The 15,729-nt window shown below is 63.8% G+C and carries 19 protein-coding genes; 14 read left to right on the forward strand and 5 right to left on the reverse strand.

The features are described from left to right. Nucleotides 1-29 precede the first annotated feature (29 nt). From dbpB (PH203_RS47910) to PH203_RS47925, 4 genes are read right to left on the reverse strand one after another with little or no spacing between them, the layout of a single operon-like run. Nucleotides 30-1,127, reverse strand: coding sequence for a DGQHR domain-containing protein DpdB (dbpB, locus tag PH203_RS47910; protein WP_289929089.1), 1,098 nt, complete (start codon nt 1,125-1,127; stop codon nt 30-32). A gap of 48 nt (nt 1,128-1,175) precedes the next feature. Continuing rightward, nucleotides 1,176-2,420: a tRNA-guanine transglycosylase DpdA gene (gene dpdA, locus PH203_RS47915; RefSeq protein ID WP_289929090.1), complete on the reverse strand. Its 1,245-nt coding sequence runs from the start codon at nt 2,418-2,420 to the stop codon at nt 1,176-1,178. Next, on the reverse strand, nt 2,417-3,559 hold the full coding sequence (gene dbpB / locus PH203_RS47920; protein WP_289929091.1) for a DGQHR domain-containing protein DpdB: 1,143 nt from the start codon (nt 3,557-3,559) through the stop codon (nt 2,417-2,419). Before dbpB (PH203_RS47920) ends, dpdA begins: the two co-directional genes overlap by 4 nt. Then, the gene (locus PH203_RS47925) at nt 3,556-4,470 is read right to left on the reverse strand and encodes a hypothetical protein (protein ID WP_289929093.1); all 915 of its coding nucleotides are present in this window, start codon (nt 4,468-4,470) and stop codon (nt 3,556-3,558) included. The genes dbpB (PH203_RS47920) and PH203_RS47925 overlap by 4 nt, the downstream gene beginning before the upstream one ends. A 109-nt stretch (nt 4,471-4,579) precedes the next feature. On the opposite strand from PH203_RS47925, the gene queC reads away from it, so the two are divergent. From queC to PH203_RS47995, 14 genes are all read left to right on the forward strand, one after another. Continuing rightward, on the forward strand, nt 4,580-5,275 hold the full coding sequence (queC, locus tag PH203_RS47930; RefSeq protein WP_289929094.1) for a 7-cyano-7-deazaguanine synthase QueC: 696 nt from the start codon (nt 4,580-4,582) through the stop codon (nt 5,273-5,275). 2 nt (nt 5,276-5,277) lie between these two features. Beyond that, on the forward strand, nt 5,278-5,913 hold the full coding sequence (gene queE, locus PH203_RS47935) for a 7-carboxy-7-deazaguanine synthase (protein WP_289929096.1): 636 nt from the start codon (nt 5,278-5,280) through the stop codon (nt 5,911-5,913). Beyond that, entirely contained in the window at nt 5,914-6,270 is a 357-nt protein-coding gene (gene queD / locus PH203_RS47940) for a 6-carboxytetrahydropterin synthase QueD (RefSeq protein ID WP_289929097.1), read from the forward strand. It begins immediately after the preceding gene. Nucleotides 6,271-6,272: 2 nt separating this feature from the next. Beyond that, entirely contained in the window at nt 6,273-7,040 is a 768-nt protein-coding gene (locus PH203_RS47945; RefSeq protein ID WP_289929099.1) for a GTP cyclohydrolase I FolE2, read from the forward strand. Nucleotides 7,041-7,218: 178 nt separating this feature from the next. Continuing rightward, nucleotides 7,219-7,896: a hypothetical protein gene (locus tag PH203_RS47950; RefSeq protein ID WP_289929100.1), complete on the forward strand. Its 678-nt coding sequence runs from the start codon at nt 7,219-7,221 to the stop codon at nt 7,894-7,896. Between the two features lie 108 nt (nt 7,897-8,004). Then, on the forward strand, nt 8,005-8,436 hold the full coding sequence (locus PH203_RS47955) for a head decoration protein (RefSeq protein WP_289929102.1): 432 nt from the start codon (nt 8,005-8,007) through the stop codon (nt 8,434-8,436). Next, complete coding sequence (locus PH203_RS47960; RefSeq protein ID WP_289929103.1) at nt 8,433-9,482, forward strand: major capsid protein; 1,050 nt, start codon at nt 8,433-8,435, stop codon at nt 9,480-9,482. Before PH203_RS47955 ends, PH203_RS47960 begins: the two co-directional genes overlap by 4 nt. Then, nucleotides 9,479-9,697, forward strand: a complete 219-nt coding sequence (locus PH203_RS47965; RefSeq protein WP_289929105.1) for a hypothetical protein — start codon at nt 9,479-9,481, stop codon at nt 9,695-9,697. Before PH203_RS47960 ends, PH203_RS47965 begins: the two co-directional genes overlap by 4 nt. Before the next feature lie 67 nt (nt 9,698-9,764). Next, on the forward strand, nt 9,765-10,085 hold the full coding sequence (locus PH203_RS47970) for a hypothetical protein (RefSeq protein WP_289929106.1): 321 nt from the start codon (nt 9,765-9,767) through the stop codon (nt 10,083-10,085). 150 nt (nt 10,086-10,235) lie between these two features. Then, on the forward strand, nt 10,236-10,994 hold the full coding sequence (locus PH203_RS47975) for a methyltransferase domain-containing protein (protein ID WP_289929107.1): 759 nt from the start codon (nt 10,236-10,238) through the stop codon (nt 10,992-10,994). Between the two features lie 92 nt (nt 10,995-11,086). Then, on the forward strand, nt 11,087-12,811 hold the full coding sequence (gene argS / locus PH203_RS47980) for an arginine--tRNA ligase (RefSeq protein ID WP_289929108.1): 1,725 nt from the start codon (nt 11,087-11,089) through the stop codon (nt 12,809-12,811). A gap of 61 nt (nt 12,812-12,872) precedes the next feature. Continuing rightward, nucleotides 12,873-13,694, forward strand: coding sequence for a serine/threonine protein kinase (locus tag PH203_RS47985; protein ID WP_289929109.1), 822 nt, complete (start codon nt 12,873-12,875; stop codon nt 13,692-13,694). A 272-nt stretch (nt 13,695-13,966) separates the two neighbouring features. Then, nucleotides 13,967-14,671 (forward strand): nucleotidyltransferase domain-containing protein, encoded by a 705-nt coding sequence (locus tag PH203_RS47990; protein ID WP_289929111.1) that lies wholly within the window; start codon nt 13,967-13,969, stop codon nt 14,669-14,671. 68 nt (nt 14,672-14,739) lie between these two features. Continuing rightward, entirely contained in the window at nt 14,740-15,219 is a 480-nt protein-coding gene (locus PH203_RS47995; RefSeq protein ID WP_289929113.1) for an NUDIX domain-containing protein, read from the forward strand. An 87-nt stretch (nt 15,220-15,306) separates the two neighbouring features. On the opposite strand, the gene PH203_RS48000 is transcribed toward PH203_RS47995, so the two are convergent. Further along, nucleotides 15,307-15,642 (reverse strand): GNAT family N-acetyltransferase, encoded by a 336-nt coding sequence (locus tag PH203_RS48000; RefSeq protein WP_289929114.1) that lies wholly within the window; start codon nt 15,640-15,642, stop codon nt 15,307-15,309. Nucleotides 15,643-15,729: the final 87 nt, after the last annotated feature.

The raw sequence follows: 15,729 nt of genomic DNA on the forward strand, positions 1-15,729 counted from the left end.
CGGGGAGACCACCAAGGGCAAGGCTTCGGCTACTTGCTGACCAGGGTCTGCAGGTGAGTGCTGAGCAGCCGTACGTCTTTGGCCGTGTTCTGGAGGCCGTTCCAGTTGCGTTCCTCGCCATTCGAGAACTTCCACGTGCCGCCGGGAGTCCAGGCGACGTGCTTCTCGAGTCGGCGCAGGCTGATGCGAATCTTGTCCCAGTTGACCTTGTCGTAGTGGACGCCTGTGGTGAGCTGATCCATTACATAGCCCATGGCCTGGATGCCCACGCCATGAGTCAGCCTGGAATCCTTGGGAGGCTTGTTCCACGCACCCTCGAAGACGTTCTCGACTGCTGTCCAGAAGCCAAGAAGGTGCGCCAGCATCGCCTCCTCGTCCGCGGAGCCGTCCTCGGCATTCCGGTACTGGAAGAGTGCGCCCTCGTAGATGCTGTGCTCCAGCATGCTCAGAATGCTGTTGTCCTTGATATTGCCGGTAGGCGACGTGGGGCTGCTGATCCTTCCGCAGAAGGGGCCGTCTCCCATGTTCAACATGACCATGATCTTCGCGGCGAGCTGGCGGCGCGCGTACGAGCGCGGCAACTTGGCGGTGGTCTCTGGCAGGAGTTCGTACACGAGCCCCTTGGGCAGTGGCTTGGTCGAGTTGACCAAGATGAACTGCGACCGCTGCTCTTCCTGAGACGCAATGAAGCCCACAGCCGCGACGGGGAACTCTGCCAGGTCGGCGTCCCTGATCGCTGCGCTGCGCTGTTGACCGTCCACGAGCCAGGCCGGCTTCTCGTCGTCAGCCAGTGACTCGTCGACCGGGATGATCAACTCGCCGGGGATTGAGTAGCTCACGCTGCCGCCGCGAACCGCGGGTTCGAACGTGACGCGATCATCGAAGCCGAGAACCAAGGCGTTGGGGAGCATCGCGCCCTCGGACTCAAGGTAGCGGCGGATCGAGCGGATGTGGCTCAGGACCTCAGGCCGCTGGTACCCCTGCAGCTTCCTCTGGCTGTCGCGGCGGATGCGCGAGACGGCTGCAAAGTCTTCCAACTTCTTGCCATCGACAGCGAAGCAGTAGATCTCCTTGTCGCCTTGGAGCACCTTGAGGGCGGGAACCTTCAGAACGTAGCGGTCGGCCACATCATCTCCTGTTTGAGTTACTTTGAGTGCTGTGCGCGGTCTGGGCGATTATGTGAGCGGCAGCTTGCGCATCTTAGCTTCGAGCACAGTCATGTTATGGAACCCGCGACGTTTGTTTCTCTCTGTTCCGCGGAAGATGACCATGTCGATCTTGTGCTTCTTGCAAAGGTCACACCGGCAGCGATCCCAAGGGCGGTCGACAAGAGTTTCCCTGTAGTCGTCGACCTTCTTTAGTTTCTTGGGGTCACCGATGAGGGCGTGATAGGCGCGCAAAGCATCGATGACCTCCTGCACGTCGAAATCCTCATCGTCTCTATATTGGCGCAGCAGTTTGAGGCATTCACGTTCAGCTTTGATTGCCGCCGACTGCGAAACCACACCCGCCAAGATCAGCCGCTTTAGAGTAGGGTTTCCATCAACTTGGGGAACCCTAATCGCAACGTACGAACCATCGGCGGTGTGATAGTTGTTCTTCTCATCCATGAAGGCTTGCCGGAATGCCGATGTGCTATCGAAGCTAGTGACGTAATAATCGGCGAAGCGTTCCATGCTGTCGATGCGGGTAATTCCGAGAAGATGGAACCCGACATCATGCTTGCGAATCTTGGAAATTTCCTTAAGGCAAGCAATGATTTCCGGCGTCTTCAGCGGAACCATGCCCCCCAAGGCGATGCGCTTGTAGCCCATTTTCTGGAGTTGCACGACACTATCCGCGTAGCTGGCCGGGCTCCAGCCCTGCGCTGCGCCGACTGGCTCCAGATGCAGTTTCCCGTCAGCGATCAGTCTATTGTGACTTTTAGTGGCTTTGAAGAACTTCTGCGCATAATCGAGTGACATGTCGCGACGCGTTACCCATGCCTCATCGACCTCCTCGTCGGGAGCGTCGGGCCGGTACCCGAAGATCACGTGGTCGATACTGATTCCCGCATTGAATCGACACTCAGTGTAGTAGTGGAGAACTTCAGGAGTCTCGTAAGGTGGGCGCTCTTCATTGATGTAATTGAAGGATCCGCAGTCGCCTAGGCTCTCCATCGGTTCAGGCAGCCCGAAAAAGGTTCTCACACCGTCGCGATAAAGCCGTGCCCTCTGAGGAGCACTGTACTTCCCCGCTCCCTTAATCGACCCATCTACGATGGCCTTGCTGACCAGTATCCCGTCGTAGGGGGCCGGCTTCACCGCCTGATGGGCATACAAGTCGTCCCGCTGACGATGGCGCTCATCGGGGTACTCATCGTGGATAAAGTCATACCTGGGATAAATCTGGTCTTGACTATCAGGGAAGTAGAACTTCACGACGCGCTCGTCCTTGACTGGAGGTAGATGCGAATCAAAAGGTTCGATAGATTGCTGATATGGCGCGGCAAGTTCTGGAGTTCATTCCACGGGGTGTTGAGTTCCGGCCAGCGCCCCTTGGTCCATCGGCAGTGTGGCGCGATGAACGCCAGCTCGGCCTTAGCCCTCTCATAGGCTTCCGGCGAACCTGGTTCTGCGTCGGCTAGCACGCGGTCCATAACTCGGTCCATCAGTCGCCCCATCGAGCGGATGCCGACACCGCCCATGAGGCGGCTCTTGGTAGGAGACACGCCCCAGGCGTCAGGGAAGGTGTCTCGCACAGCACTCCAGTATGTGACAAGAATGTTGCGCATTGCGTCAGTGTCGACCGTATTGTTCGAGAGATTCTTGTACGGGAACAATGCGCCCGATGGTTTTAGGGACTCCTCAATAGCCGAGATCAGGCTATTGTCCTTCACCACAGCGTTGGACCGTTTATCTGTGATGGTTGACGCCTGCTTGATCAGTCCCTTGAAGGGGGAATCGTCGTCCTGATTCAGAGCACTCACCAAGACGGAAGGCAGCTTCTTCGCGGACAGCTTCGTCGGGAGTTTGGTATGCACCTCGGGGAGGAGTTCCGTCACCAGGCTGCCGGGCAGGGGTGACACGGTGTTGACGCGAAGGAACTGATCACGCTGCACCTGAATGTCCTCAGCCACGAAGCCAGCCACCGTGACAGGCAGCTTGGCCCGCCGAGTACGTGCGAGGGCAAGGCTTCGCTGCTGACCGTCCACAATGAAGGCAGGCCTGGGCGCGGTTGACGACTCCGGCAAAGGAATCTCCAACGTCCCGATCGTGGACAGGCCGTCTGTACTGTTCGGCCCGCGGCTCCCCCGGAACCGTACCGAGGTGGGCAGAGCAAGGATGAGGCCGTTAGGGAACAGCACGTTCTCGCTGTCAAGGTATTCCAGGATCTGCTGCACATGCTGCTTCTTTTCCGCCCTCTGGTACCCGAACAGTCTGCCTGCCTCGTCCCGAGAGATCCGGGCCACGTCGGCTACGCGGTCAATCTCTCCCGCTTCGAGCGCAAAAACATACAGCGGGATGCCCGGATTTTGCTCGATCCGAAGTGCCCTGCGGCGGATGACGTTATCTGTCACCGTTCCCCCATAGTCCTCTTGTATAGATTCGCAAATCTGCTTTGCTCGCAGGCTTTGCCGTCATCGCGCAAGGCTCGCAATAGCCGTGTGCGGGAAACGCCTGGCAGCTTCGCTGTCTCCCGCTTGATGAAGACGATCACGTCTTCATCCGACATGGGCTGTCGGTTGTACTGCTCTGGCTTCCTGGTGGCTGCCGCCCACTCGTTCCACGCCTTCTGCGTGGCCGGCGAGATGAGAGTGCCGTCCTTGGAGTGCTGGAGCCACGACTCGGCCATGCGCACATTCAGGCTCGTCAACGTGCCCCCCAGCGCATGGCGCAGCCCAGCGTCGGAACGAACTCGATGGATTCCAGGGATCTCGCGCAAGCCACCAATGAGAAGCGCCTCACCCTCGAGGGCTCCAAGAGCTAGGAGTTCCTCCTCCATCGCGCTTGCATAGACTTCGGAGAGCGCCATGAGCACCGGCCCCCGCTGGCCGAGTTCCTGGAGTTTGGCTTGGCCGGATCCCGCTTGAAGGTGGCCCCACCACTGGGCGTTCTCCGCTGCAGATGTGGCTACGGAGTCTGCGTGCCGCGTGCTGAACGTCGCCGCGTAAGCAGGCGCAGTCTGCGTCTTCGGCTCCACCGGCTGCAGGCCCAGTCCGGCCGATGCCACCCACAGTTGCGTCTCGAAACCTGCAGCCGAGGCAGCCACCGTCAGTCGGCGAGATCGGGTCCAGTGATCACCGCGGTAGAGGTCCGTGAGCGAGGGCAGGGAGGCTCCGCCGCGTGCGGTCGCTGTCTGGATGCGCTTCTGCCAGTTACTGGAGCGTTCCTTCACGCTGCCCTTCGGCAGGTTCCTGGCGTACAGAGCTGCGTCCGGCGTATCGACCTTGCGGTCGGTACACGTAACCACCAGCGATAGTTGCCTCACGCAGCTCGACTCCTGACAGCCATAACTAGTACCTGATGGCGGTTACTCTACCTGCCAGTTATCACGCTAGGCTGCACGCGTACACGACGGTCTAACTAGGGAGTAAGGCATGGGACGTCCTGCGATCGTTTTGCTGAGCGGCGGTCTGGACTCGACCACGGTTCTGGCCATCGCGAAGGACCAGGGCTACACGCCGTATGCCCTCAGCTTCCGGTACGGCCAGCGCCACAGCGTGGAGCTTGAGGCTGCGAAGCGCGTGGTCGCGGCCCAGGGTGTGGCCCGGCACGTCATTGCTGACATTGACCTGCGCGTTTTCGGTGGGTCCGCACTGACCTCCGACATTGACGTGCCCAAGCACGACTCCCTGGACCACACTGAGGGAGGCGGCGTGCCGATCACCTACGTGCCTGCACGCAACACGATCTTCCTCTCGTTCGCTCTGGCGTTCGCCGAAACCGTCAACGCCAGTGACATCTTCACCGGTGTAACTGCGGTCGACTACAGCGGTTACCCGGACTGCCGCCCCGAGTACATGGACGCGTACACCAAGATGGCCAACCTGGCGACCCGCGCCGGCGTCGAAGGCACGCAGAAGCTCACCATCCACTCGCCGCTCATGGAGATGTCGAAGGCGGACATCGTGCGCGAGGGCCTGCGTCTGGGCGTGGATTACTCCATCACCTCTAGCTGCTACGACCCCGACGAGCAGGGGCGTGCTTGCGGTCACTGCGAGACTTGCCTGCTGCGCCTGAAGGGCTTCGCCGAGGCTGGTACCACCGACCCCGTGCAGTACCAGGACTCCTGAGAATGGCCTATCTGGTCAAGGAGATCTTCTACACCCTCCAAGGCGAGGGCAGCCACGCGGGCCGCCCAGCGGTCTTCTGCCGCTTCTCACGGTGCAACCTGTGGACGGGACTGGAGAAGGACCGCCACCGCGCCATCTGCCAGTTCTGCGACACCGACTTCGTGGGCACCGACGGCGTAGGCGGCGGCAGGTTCGCCACGCCCGAGGACCTCGCTGACGCCGTTGAGAAAGCCTGGCCTTCGGAGTCCGCCAAGTATCGCTTCGTCGTGTGCACGGGAGGCGAGCCGCTCCTTCAACTCGATGAAGCAGCCATCGAAGCCCTACATGCCAGGGGCTTTGAGGTTGCTGTCGAGACGAACGGCACGCGCGTGCCGCCAAAGGGCATCGACTGGCTGTGCGTAAGCCCCAAGATCGGCTCCGAACTCGTAGTCACCAAGGGCGACGAGCTGAAGCTCGTCTACCCCCAACTGGGCGGAGACCCAGCCCAGTTTGAGGAACTGGACTTCAGGTTCTTCCGCCTTCAAGCAATGGACGGCCCCCACCTGGAGGCCAACACCCGTGCAGTGGTCGACTACTGCATGAAGAACCCGCGCTGGATCCTCTCTCTCCAGACGCACAAGTATCTGGGAATTCAGTAAATGGAAATCTTTCGCGAGTTCAAGTTCGAAGCGGCACACCGTCTGCCGAACGTCCCGGAGGGCCACAAGTGCTCCCGGCTGCACGGCCACTCCTACAAGGTGATCGTGCACGTCGAGGCGCCCGTTGACCCCGAGGCTGGCTGGGTCATGGACTTCGGCGACCTCAAGCGGACGTTCAAGCCGATCGAGGCACAGCTTGACCACTACTACCTCAACGACATCGAGGGCCTGGAGAACCCGACCAGCGAGGTCCTGGCCCGCTGGATCTGGGAGCGCCTCCAGCCCAATCTGCCGGGCCTCTCGGCTCTGACGGTCCGGGAAACGTGCACGTCGGGCTGCACGTACCGGGGCGAGTGAGCATGCACGACATCCAGAACGAGACCGACGCTCGGGGTATCGAACTCGACAAGGTCGGTATCGACGGTGTCCGTTACCCCGTGAGCTTCGAGGACGGCTACCTCCGTCAGGAGGGCATCGCCGACTTCGAAGTGACGGTGAGGCTCCAGCACGATCGGCGTGGCACGCACATGAGCCGCATGGTTGCTCTCGTGCACGAGCACCTGCAGCGGTTCGATCCTCGCAAGTTGCCGACTGTCCTCAAAACCGGTGCGGATCTCCTGGATGCGCCCGCCATCACAGTGGCGATGGCGATGCCCATCAGCACGACCGTGGTCGCCCCGGCGAGTGGCCGTGAATCGAAGCAGGTTCACGACATCCGCATCGAAGGGCATTGGGACAACGGCGATGTGACGGTGAAGACGGCCGTCACCACGGAGGTGACCAGCCTCTGCCCGTGCTCGAAGGCCATCTCCGACTATGGCGCGCACAATCAGCGCAGCCAGGTCACGCTCACCGTGACCGGCCAGGGCGACACCCCGTACCCTCTACCGGTTCAGAGCGCCGTGCGGTTGCTTTCGTACTGCGCTTCGGCTCCGGTGGTGCCGTTGGTGAAGCGCACCGATGAGCGCGTCCTGACCATGCAGGCGTACGACAATCCGGTGTTCGTCGAGGACATGGCCCGCACGGTCAGCGCCTCCTGCCGGGATCGGGGCCTTCGACACGCGGTGAGCATCCGCAACCTGGAGAGCATCCACAGCCACGACGCCATCGCCTTCATCGCTGGCTAGCCACCAAGCCCACGGCATCTAGCGCGCTGGCTCCCTCTGGCCCGGCCCCCGTGCACCGCACGAGGGCCGGGCCAGTTTTCGTGCGCCCTGCGGTCCTGAACGCCCGTGCTGGGGAGTATCGGCTTGCGTTCCGTAGACTCGATCTTGGCGCGGGGCCGTCTGGGGAGCAGCACTCTTGATGACCCGTAGCCTGCCCGCACCGTCAACTGTGCTCGGCTACCGCCGAGATGGCCGCCCGATTTATCCCGTGCTCGGTGCTTCCGCCGATGACTCTTCGAACGATGAGACCGCTGTCAGCCTCAGCCAGAAGCACCTGAGCACACTGATGGCCCGGGAGAAGGACCAGGGTGGGCGGGCTGCTGTCCGTGCTCTGGTCGACAAGCTGGGCTTCTCGAGTTCATCGGCGCTGGAAGAGTTCATCATTGGCGCCCGCGAGTCGGAGCAGGAGCGACTCACTGAGGCACAGCGGCGTGAGCAGTTGCTCGTGGAGCGCGAAGAAGCTGCAGCCGCTCGGGAGGCCGCGGCGCTGGCACGGGAGCAGGAAGCAACTCGTCGGACAGTTCTGGCCAGCGCCGGTGTCGCCGGGCATGACCTCGATGACGCTGTGGCTCTGCTGCGCGTACCAGAGGGCGCCGATGATGCTGTCCTCAACGATGCGGTCCAGGCACTGCAGGACCGCCGGCCCGAACTGTTCGCCCGCCCGACGCCCCACACGAGGCCCGGAACAGCTGCGGCCGCACCTGGTGGTGCCCCTGCATCAGTCCCTCCTGCCCGTCCCGGAACCGTGGAACGCAAGGCAGGCGCGGCGGGTCTGGAGATGGCCCGCCGGCGTGGACTGCTCTCGGCAGCCGAATGATCCAGTTGGCCTGACAAGCCGCGCTCTTGGGGACCACGCCCCATCTCCTCGTGGACGGCTCCACCATCCGGTGAGTGCGCGACCGCACCGCATCACCAGGAGGACGGCTTGAGTATCCAGCCGTACACCACCTCCGTGACCGTCACCGCCAATCGGGACTGGCTTGCGTCCCGGCACGGCACCGACTCCACGGAAACCATCACCCTCGATCTGACGAAGCTCACCAAGAACACCCACTACGTCGAGCCGACCGCCACCCAGCCGCACGGCTACATCCGCTCAGGTGTCCCCGTCGGCCGCATCGCGGCCTCCGGGCTCTTCGGCACTTACGATCCCGCGGCGAAGGACGGCCGCGAGGTGTTCGCCGGCCTCGTGTACGCCGAGGCGCCGTTCACTCCCGGCGTCACCAAGGTCCCGGCCGCACTGTTCTGGCACGGCACCGTGAACACAGCGAAGATCCCGGGCGGTATTGACCCGGCCAAGATCGCTCCGAGCCCGGCCGGGGCCCAGATCCGCTTCCTCGGGGCGGTGAGCGTGTGAGTGTCGCCGACCTTCTGAAGAACGTGTCCGTCGCCGACCTCACGGTCTACGCACGCACCATCCCGAATCCGAGCGACTTCCTGCTCACCCAGACGGTGTTCGCCGAGACCAAGGTGCAGGACGTGAAGTGGCGCATCCGGCAGAGCAAGCGTCGCGTGAACGCCGCCTCGTACCGGGCGTACGACACGAGCGTGCCGTTCGCGAAGCGGCAGGCCGAGTCCACGCAGACCGAAGGCACCCTGCCGGCGCTCGGTCAGAAGCTCCTCGTCGGCGAGATGGAGCAGCTCCTCCTCGATGCCTCCCGCGGCGCTGACGAGGACCGTCTGGTGGAGCTGCTGTACGACGACGTGGAGCGACACGTCGAAGCAATCCGCTCCCGTCTCGAACTCGCCGCCGGCGATGTCCTTCTTGACGGCAAGTTCACCCTCACCGGGGAGAACGGCCTCACGGTCGAGGCCGACTACGGCGTACCGCAGGCCAACATGCCGACGGCGCCGAAGCCGTGGTCTGACCCTGCGGCGGACCCGATCGCGGATGAGCTGCGGTGGATCGACTATCTCGACTCCATCGGCGCACCGGCCCCGGAGATGGTGCTCACGTCCCGAAAGGCGTGGTCGCACCTGGCGTCGAACGGCGCGTACAGGGCGGCCTACTACGGCACCCCGGCAGGCGGGCAGACGCCGACTGCGACGCTGAACCCGCAGCAGATCAACTCGGTGCGCGGCAACTACGGTCTGCCGCCGGTCACGTTCTACAAGGCGCAGGTATGGCAGGACGACGTGTCCAAGCGGGTGCTGCCGGAGGACCGGTGGATCATGCTTCCGCCGGACCGTGCGAAGTGGGGCCAGACCCAGTACGGCACCACCACCGAGTCCCTGGCCCTGTCCCGCGGGACGAACCCGCAGATCGAGCGGGAGGACGCCCCGGGCATCGTCATCACCCGTGATGTCGAGGATGATCCGGTGCAGATTTGGACCAAGGGTGCCGCCGCGGCGATGCCGGTCCTGTACTCGCCTGACTGCCACATCACCGCCACCGTCCTGTGAGCGCCGCCGTGAAGTCGCTCGGCGTGCTCGCCGCGAGCGTCCATGTTCTCGACCCGGCCGATCGCATCCCGGTGGTGCTGCTCACAGGCGAGCCTGTGACGGACCCGGCGGTGGCCGAGCAGATCACCAACCCGCGCTGCTGGGAGGGCGGACAGCCGCCCTCGCGTGACGCCGCACCCGATAAGCCGTCTGCCCGGAAGGCGAAGCCCGCCTAGGGCCGTCCCGCGCGGCGGGGAGGAACAGATGCCGTGTCTCCTCCCCGCCGCCTCTTCGAGGAACTGTGTGAACAGCGATGTACTGCGCTGGCTCCAAGCCCAGCTCGGGCCCGACACCGATGCCCGCGACCTCACTAGCCGATACGAGCGGCTGAACTCCGCCAAGGCTGTCGCCCTGGAGGTGCTCCACGAACGCCTGGCCGCACTCGTCGCCGAGCCGCTCAAGGTCACCGTCAACGGCGTCGCCACCATCGACAACTCCGCCAACGTTTCTGCTCTGGAACGCCGCGCTGCGCAGATGCTCGACGAGACAGCCCCTGACGAGGCACCCGTCGCACGGCATGGCCTTCTGACGACTGTGCAGTTGAGTGCCCGGCCCAGGCGGTGAAGACTCCGTCTCGCAGCACCGTCGGCCGCGCTCCTACCAGCCAACTTCCTTACGTACGCGGGGTGTCGGCCTACAGCCATCCGGAGCGGATACGCCCTATGGTGTGTGCTTTATGAGGCATGCACCGCGTGGTGCGTCGGGGAGGCGGTCGTGTCCGAGACGAACGAGACGCTGCACGACCGGTTCATCGAATTGGCGGATCTCCCCGCGGAGGGCTCCGTCGTAGACCTTGGCTGCGGTGCCGGCCCTGCTCTGGCCGCCTTCGCGCAGCGGCATCCCAAAGCACGGGTCATCGGCTTCGACCGGCAAGCCGAGTCACTGGCAAAGGCTCGGGAGCGGCTTCGCAACCACAGCGGATCCGTTCAGTTGGCGTCCGCTGACCTGCGCGAGAAGCTGCCGCTTGATGACGCGAGTGTGGATGCGGTCATTTCCTCGAACCTCCTGGAGTGCCTACCCGACCCTGATGCGCTGCTGCGCGAGGTGTGGCGAGTGTTGCGGCCCGGTGGCCGTGCCGTGCTGTCCCACTCAGACTTCGACGCGCTGGTGATCTCGGGTGCCCCCATCACCCTGGACAGGAAGATCGTCCACGCATTCGCGGATGATGCACCACCGTGGATGGACAGCTCGGACGGCCGGATAGGCCGAAAGCTACCTGGGCTTGTGCAGACTTCTCCACTGGAGCGGACGCATGTGGAGACGCTGGTAACGCAGTCGACAGAGCTCGCTGGCCACGCGGCCCGTCGGGTGGGCGACATTCGGGGAGCTTTGCGGGCCACCGCCAGGAGGGGCCTCGGGCGGGTGGACACCGTGGAGGTCGAGGAGTGGTTCTCCGCGATTCAACAGGCAGCAATTGAGGGACGATTCTTCTTCGCGGAGACAGCGGTGGTCGTTGCCGCTCACCGTGTCTGATGAGTTGTGGGCTGTGTGTCCACAGCGTCTAGGAGTGCGTCGGTGGCTAAATTCCATGGACGGCCACGGTTCAGGCCCAATAGCTTCTCCGGATGGCGAATCTGGAAGAGTTGCTGCATCAAAGGCTGGCTCCGGCGTTCGAATCGGTGGCGGGTATCCCCGTCGATCCGGCCATCCGCCGATCCCCACGAGCACACTTCCAGTCAGACGCGGTTCTCGCTCTCGTCGGCAAGTTCGGTGGCAACCCCCAAGACATCGCCGCCCAGGTGGTGAAGGCTGCTCAACTCGATGACCTCTGCTCGGCGGTGGAGGTCTCCGGCCCCGGCTTCATCAACCTGACGATCGCGGACACAGCCCTGGGCCGGCTGCTGGCCGTGAGCTGTAGCGACGAGCGGATCGGGGTTCCTCAGACCGGAGTGCCGGAGAGGATCACGGTCGACTACTCCGCGCCGAATGCCGCTAAGGAGATGCACGTCGGGCACCTTCGGTCGACGATCATCGGTGATGCGGCGGTGCGTCTGCTGGAGTGGCTGGGGCACACCGTCATTCGGCAGAACCACATCGGCGAGTGGGGCACGCCCTTCGGCATGCTCGTCGAGCACCTTCTGGACGTCGGCGAGTCCGAGGCTGCCCACGAACTGTCCGTCGGTGACTTGAACGGCTTCTACCAGGCGGCCCGGCGCAAGTTCGATGCCGACGAGCAGTTCAAGGATCGCGCTCGTAGGCGGGTGGTGTTACTCCAGAGCGGCGACGAGACAACGCTGCGTCTCTGGCACACGCTGGTCGATGAGTCGAAGAAGTACTTCATGATCGTCTACGGCATGCTTGGCGTGCGGCTCACCGAGGACGACTTCTTCGGCGAGAGCTACTACAACGATCACCTTCAGTCGGTCGTGGACGAGCTCGATGGGCTCGGACTGTTGCGGGAGAGCAATGGCGCTCAATGTGTGTTCCCCGAGGGCTATACGAACCGCAACGGTGACCCGCTGCCGATCATCGTGAAGAAGAGCGACGGCGGATTTGGGTACGGCGCGACGGATCTCGCTACGATCTGTCACCGCCTGCGGAACCTGAAGGCGATCCGACTGCTGTACGTCGTCGGCCTGCCGCAGAGCCAGCACCTCGAAATGATCCACGCCGTGGCCCGGGATGCTGGATGGCTCGGCTTCCCGGCGCGGGCTGAGCATGTGGGCCACGGATCGATCCTCGGCGATGACGGCAAGATGCTGCGCACCCGCGCCGGCGCCTCGGTGAAGCTGGTCGATCTGCTCGAGGAAGCGGTCAGCAGGGCGGCCGCGGTCATCGCCGTGAAAAACCCGCGGCTCGATGAGGAGACGCGTGCCGCTGTCGCGAGGGCCGTGGGCATCGGGGCGGTCAAGTATGCGGACCTGTCGACCGACCGGCTCAAGGACTACGTCTTCGACTACGACCGGATGCTGGCGTTCGAGGGCAACACCGCCCCCTACCTGCAGTACGCGCGGGCCCGTATCTGCTCCATCTTCCGGCGCTCTGGGGCTGAGCCGCCGCAGGACATCGCGGAGTTGGTCATCACCGAGCCCGCGGAGCGGGCACTGGCACTGGAGTTGCTTGCCTTCGGCAGCGTGGTCACCGCGGTCGCCGAGACGCTTGAGTTCCACAAACTCGCCACGTATCTGTACTCCCTGGCCAGCGCGTTCACCACCTTCTACGAGAAGTGCCCAGTACTTCGCTCGGAGGGCGAGACCCAGCAGTGCCGCCTGGTCCTGTGTGATCTGACGGCACGGACTCTCGAGCTCGGGCTGGGGCTGCTCGGCATCGAGTCTCCCGACCAGATGTAGTCGGAAGCCGAACGAGCAATGCCGGCACAGCTACGCATGTGCGCTGGCAGGATCGTCCACCATGCCGACGCATCCGCTGCTGGACGTTGATTTCGTCGAACTGCTGGAGCCGTACCTGGAAGACGTGGGCCACGTCTTCCAGGTATTCCGGGAGCAGGATTCGGGCTGCGTGTCGTACGGCGTCGCGCTCGGGAGCGAGCAGTGGTTCGTGAAGAGTGCGGCCACTTCGGCCGGAGTAGTTTCACTGCGTCGCGCTCTGGATGTGCACGGCGCCGTACGGCATCCGGCGATCGTGCCTCTGCGCCACCACTTTCCGATCAAGGACGGCTTGGCGCTGATCTATCCGTGGGTTGAGGGCAAGCTCCTGTACCACCCCACGGTCGCCCACCACGGCGGTCGCTCTGCTCCGGAGAGTCCGATGGCTCGGTTCCGCAGTCTGCCTGTCGCCGAGATTCTGCAATCCCTGAACGCGATCCTCGACGCGCACCTGGCCGTGGAGAAGGCCGGGTTCGTCGCGGTCGACCTGTACGACGGCTGCCTCCTCTACGACTTTGAGGCGCAGCGCATGGCCTTGTGCGATTTGGATGAGTACAGGCCGGGGCCGTTCATCCTGGAGGCCGATCGGCTGCCGGGCTCACGACGTTTCATGGCTCCGGAGGAGTTCTCAAAAGGCTCGGCCATCGATATCCGCACGACGGTGTTCGTACTCGGCAGGGTCCTGCGCCTGCTGCTGGATGCAGGAGATGACGAGCGGAAGTGGCGCGGTTCGCCGTCTCAGCTGAAGGTCATCGAGCGTGCCACTGCGAGCAATCCTGCTGACCGGTTCGCGTCGATTGCGGCTCTCGTTCGGGCCTGGCGTGGCGCATGCAGTGGGCGCTGTTGATCTCTCTACTGTCGTGGTGAGACGGAACAGCGCCTTGTCTGCCGTGCCTGCGCGAGAGAGCTTGACCGCGATCAACGGTCACAGGAGGCAATGGACAACAGCGCGCCCGCACAGGGTGCAGTCGAATGCGAGGGTGGGCCAGCAGCCATCCACACCCTGTGGAAAAACTTCGGCGACCAACCCCTGCGCACATCGGACATGGCGCACGACTGTCACACGAGCGATGGAACAAACCACATGCGTGAGACGTCCCGGATACGGATAGTGGCTGCATGGATCCGATTGTCGTTGCCCGCGCCGTTGTAGAGGAACGTCATCCTGCCGCTCGTGCGGCGTTTCTGGGCGGCAGCGTGCTGACGGCGCACCGCACGGCCTTGTCCGACTTGGACATCGTGGTGCTGTTGCATGGTCCGCCGGCTCCGTACAGAGAGAGCCTTCAGTACGGCGACTGGCCCGTGGAGCTCTTCGTGCACACCGAAGAGTCCTGGCACGAATTCGTGGACCGGGAAATCCGCAAGCGCCGGTCCCCGCTGCTGTGGATGTGCGCGGACGGCGAGTTGCTCTTCGACGTGGATGGGCTCGGCGCGAGTGTGGCTGCCGAGGCCAGGAAGCTGGCCCTCGCGGGTCCGCCTGCGGCGACAGCGGAGGAGATCGAGGACTTCCGCTATGGGATCACGGATCTCCTGGACGATCTCGCTGGGTGTACCGATCAGGGTGAGCGGCTGTTTATCGCCTCAGAGCTGGCGAGACGGACAGGCGAACTGGCGCTGGCGCTTGGCGGGTCATGGGGTGGTGGCGGGAAGTGGCTGGCACGTCGCCTCGATGACACGGCACCTGGCCTCAATGCGCGCCTGCACCACGCTGTCCGTGAGGCGTTGAACGGGCAGACCGAAGCCCTTGCTGGCGTCGTTGAAGACGTCCTGGCCCCTGCTGGCGGGCGACTGTGGATCGGGTATCGGCGCAGTGGAACTGGGTGACTGGCGGGGACGGGCTGCGGTGACCCCGATCGACGCCATAGGCGGCTCGTCGGCTCTACCGTGGAGCGATGGCTGAAGCTGTTGTGCAGGGTCGCGCTGCGTTCCAGGTGTTGGTGTTGCCGTACCGGCAGACTGAGGGAGGGCTGCTCTACGCCTTGTTCCGTCGCCTGGACGGCGCCTACTGGCAGGGCGTGGCTGGTGGTGGTGAAGCGGGAGAAGCACCATTGCAGGCTGCCAGGCGAGAGTTGTCCGAGGAGACAGGCCTGGCCGGCGCCCGAGAGTTCATCTCGCTTGACTCGCGGGCGACAGTCCCGGTGCTGCACGTCACGGGTGGGTTCACATGGGGGCCTGACGTCCTGGTGATTCCCGAGTACGCGTTCGGTGTCCGAGCCGACTCGATGGAGTTGGTGTTGTCCAGCGAGCACACCGAGTACGGCTGGTTCTCCGTCGACTCGGCCATGTCGGCGGTGCGTTGGGATTCCAACCGGACAGCGTTGTGGGAACTTGACCACCGTCTCCGCCACGGCGGGGTGTCCCGAGAGTCTTGAGGGCCATGGGGACGGCGGAGCCGCTCCGCCGTCCCCATGGCCCTGGCGGATGTGGTTCCACCGCCCCGATGGCCGAAACCGTGATCTTCAGGCGGGCGAGCGGTCCGTGATCTTCCCGATCGCGGTGTCGATGCGGGCCATGCGTATGTTCGGCAATCTTCCTTTCCAGAGCTCTTGCTCGCCGGTGGGCGTGAAGCCGTAGCGTTCGTAGAAGCGGATGGCCCGCTCGTTGTAGGCCGTCACCCACAGGCGTATGGGTGCGTCCCCTGCCCAGTCGAGAAACTCGCTCATCAGCTGGCTACCGGTGCCGTGGCCTTGCGCTTCGTTCAGGAGGTACATGGGTCCGAGAGTGACCCACTCGTCTCTGCGGCCGCACATGAGCCCGACGATCTCTACCGTGGAGCGAACGGTACGGCATGTCAATCCCCTCGCAGCGTGGAGACGATCTATGCGGCCAGTCCCTCGGTGAGGGTGGCTCGGTAGTCACGTTCGTAGTCGATCGGGCTCTTG

The sequence above is a fragment of the Streptomyces sp. S.PB5 genome, from assembly GCF_030403745.1.
Classification (GTDB): Bacteria; Actinomycetota; Actinomycetes; order Streptomycetales; family Streptomycetaceae; genus Streptomyces.

Excerpts from the sequence above, each read along its gene's own strand:
- queC (WP_289929094.1), top strand. The coding sequence starts at position 4,580 with ATGGGACGTCCTGCGATCGTTTTGCTGAGCGGCGGTCTGGACTCGACC.
- queE (WP_289929096.1), top strand. The coding sequence starts at position 5,278 with ATGGCCTATCTGGTCAAGGAGATCTTCTACACCCTCCAAGGCGAGGGC.
- queD (WP_289929097.1), top strand. The coding sequence starts at position 5,914 with ATGGAAATCTTTCGCGAGTTCAAGTTCGAAGCGGCACACCGTCTGCCG.
- PH203_RS47945 (WP_289929099.1), top strand. The coding sequence starts at position 6,273 with ATGCACGACATCCAGAACGAGACCGACGCTCGGGGTATCGAACTCGAC.
- PH203_RS47950 (WP_289929100.1), top strand. The coding sequence starts at position 7,219 with ATGACCCGTAGCCTGCCCGCACCGTCAACTGTGCTCGGCTACCGCCGA.
- argS (WP_289929108.1), top strand. The coding sequence starts at position 11,087 with ATGGCGAATCTGGAAGAGTTGCTGCATCAAAGGCTGGCTCCGGCGTTC.
- PH203_RS47985 (WP_289929109.1), top strand. The coding sequence starts at position 12,873 with ATGCCGACGCATCCGCTGCTGGACGTTGATTTCGTCGAACTGCTGGAG.
- PH203_RS47990 (WP_289929111.1), top strand. The coding sequence starts at position 13,967 with ATGGATCCGATTGTCGTTGCCCGCGCCGTTGTAGAGGAACGTCATCCT.
- PH203_RS47995 (WP_289929113.1), top strand. The coding sequence starts at position 14,740 with ATGGCTGAAGCTGTTGTGCAGGGTCGCGCTGCGTTCCAGGTGTTGGTG.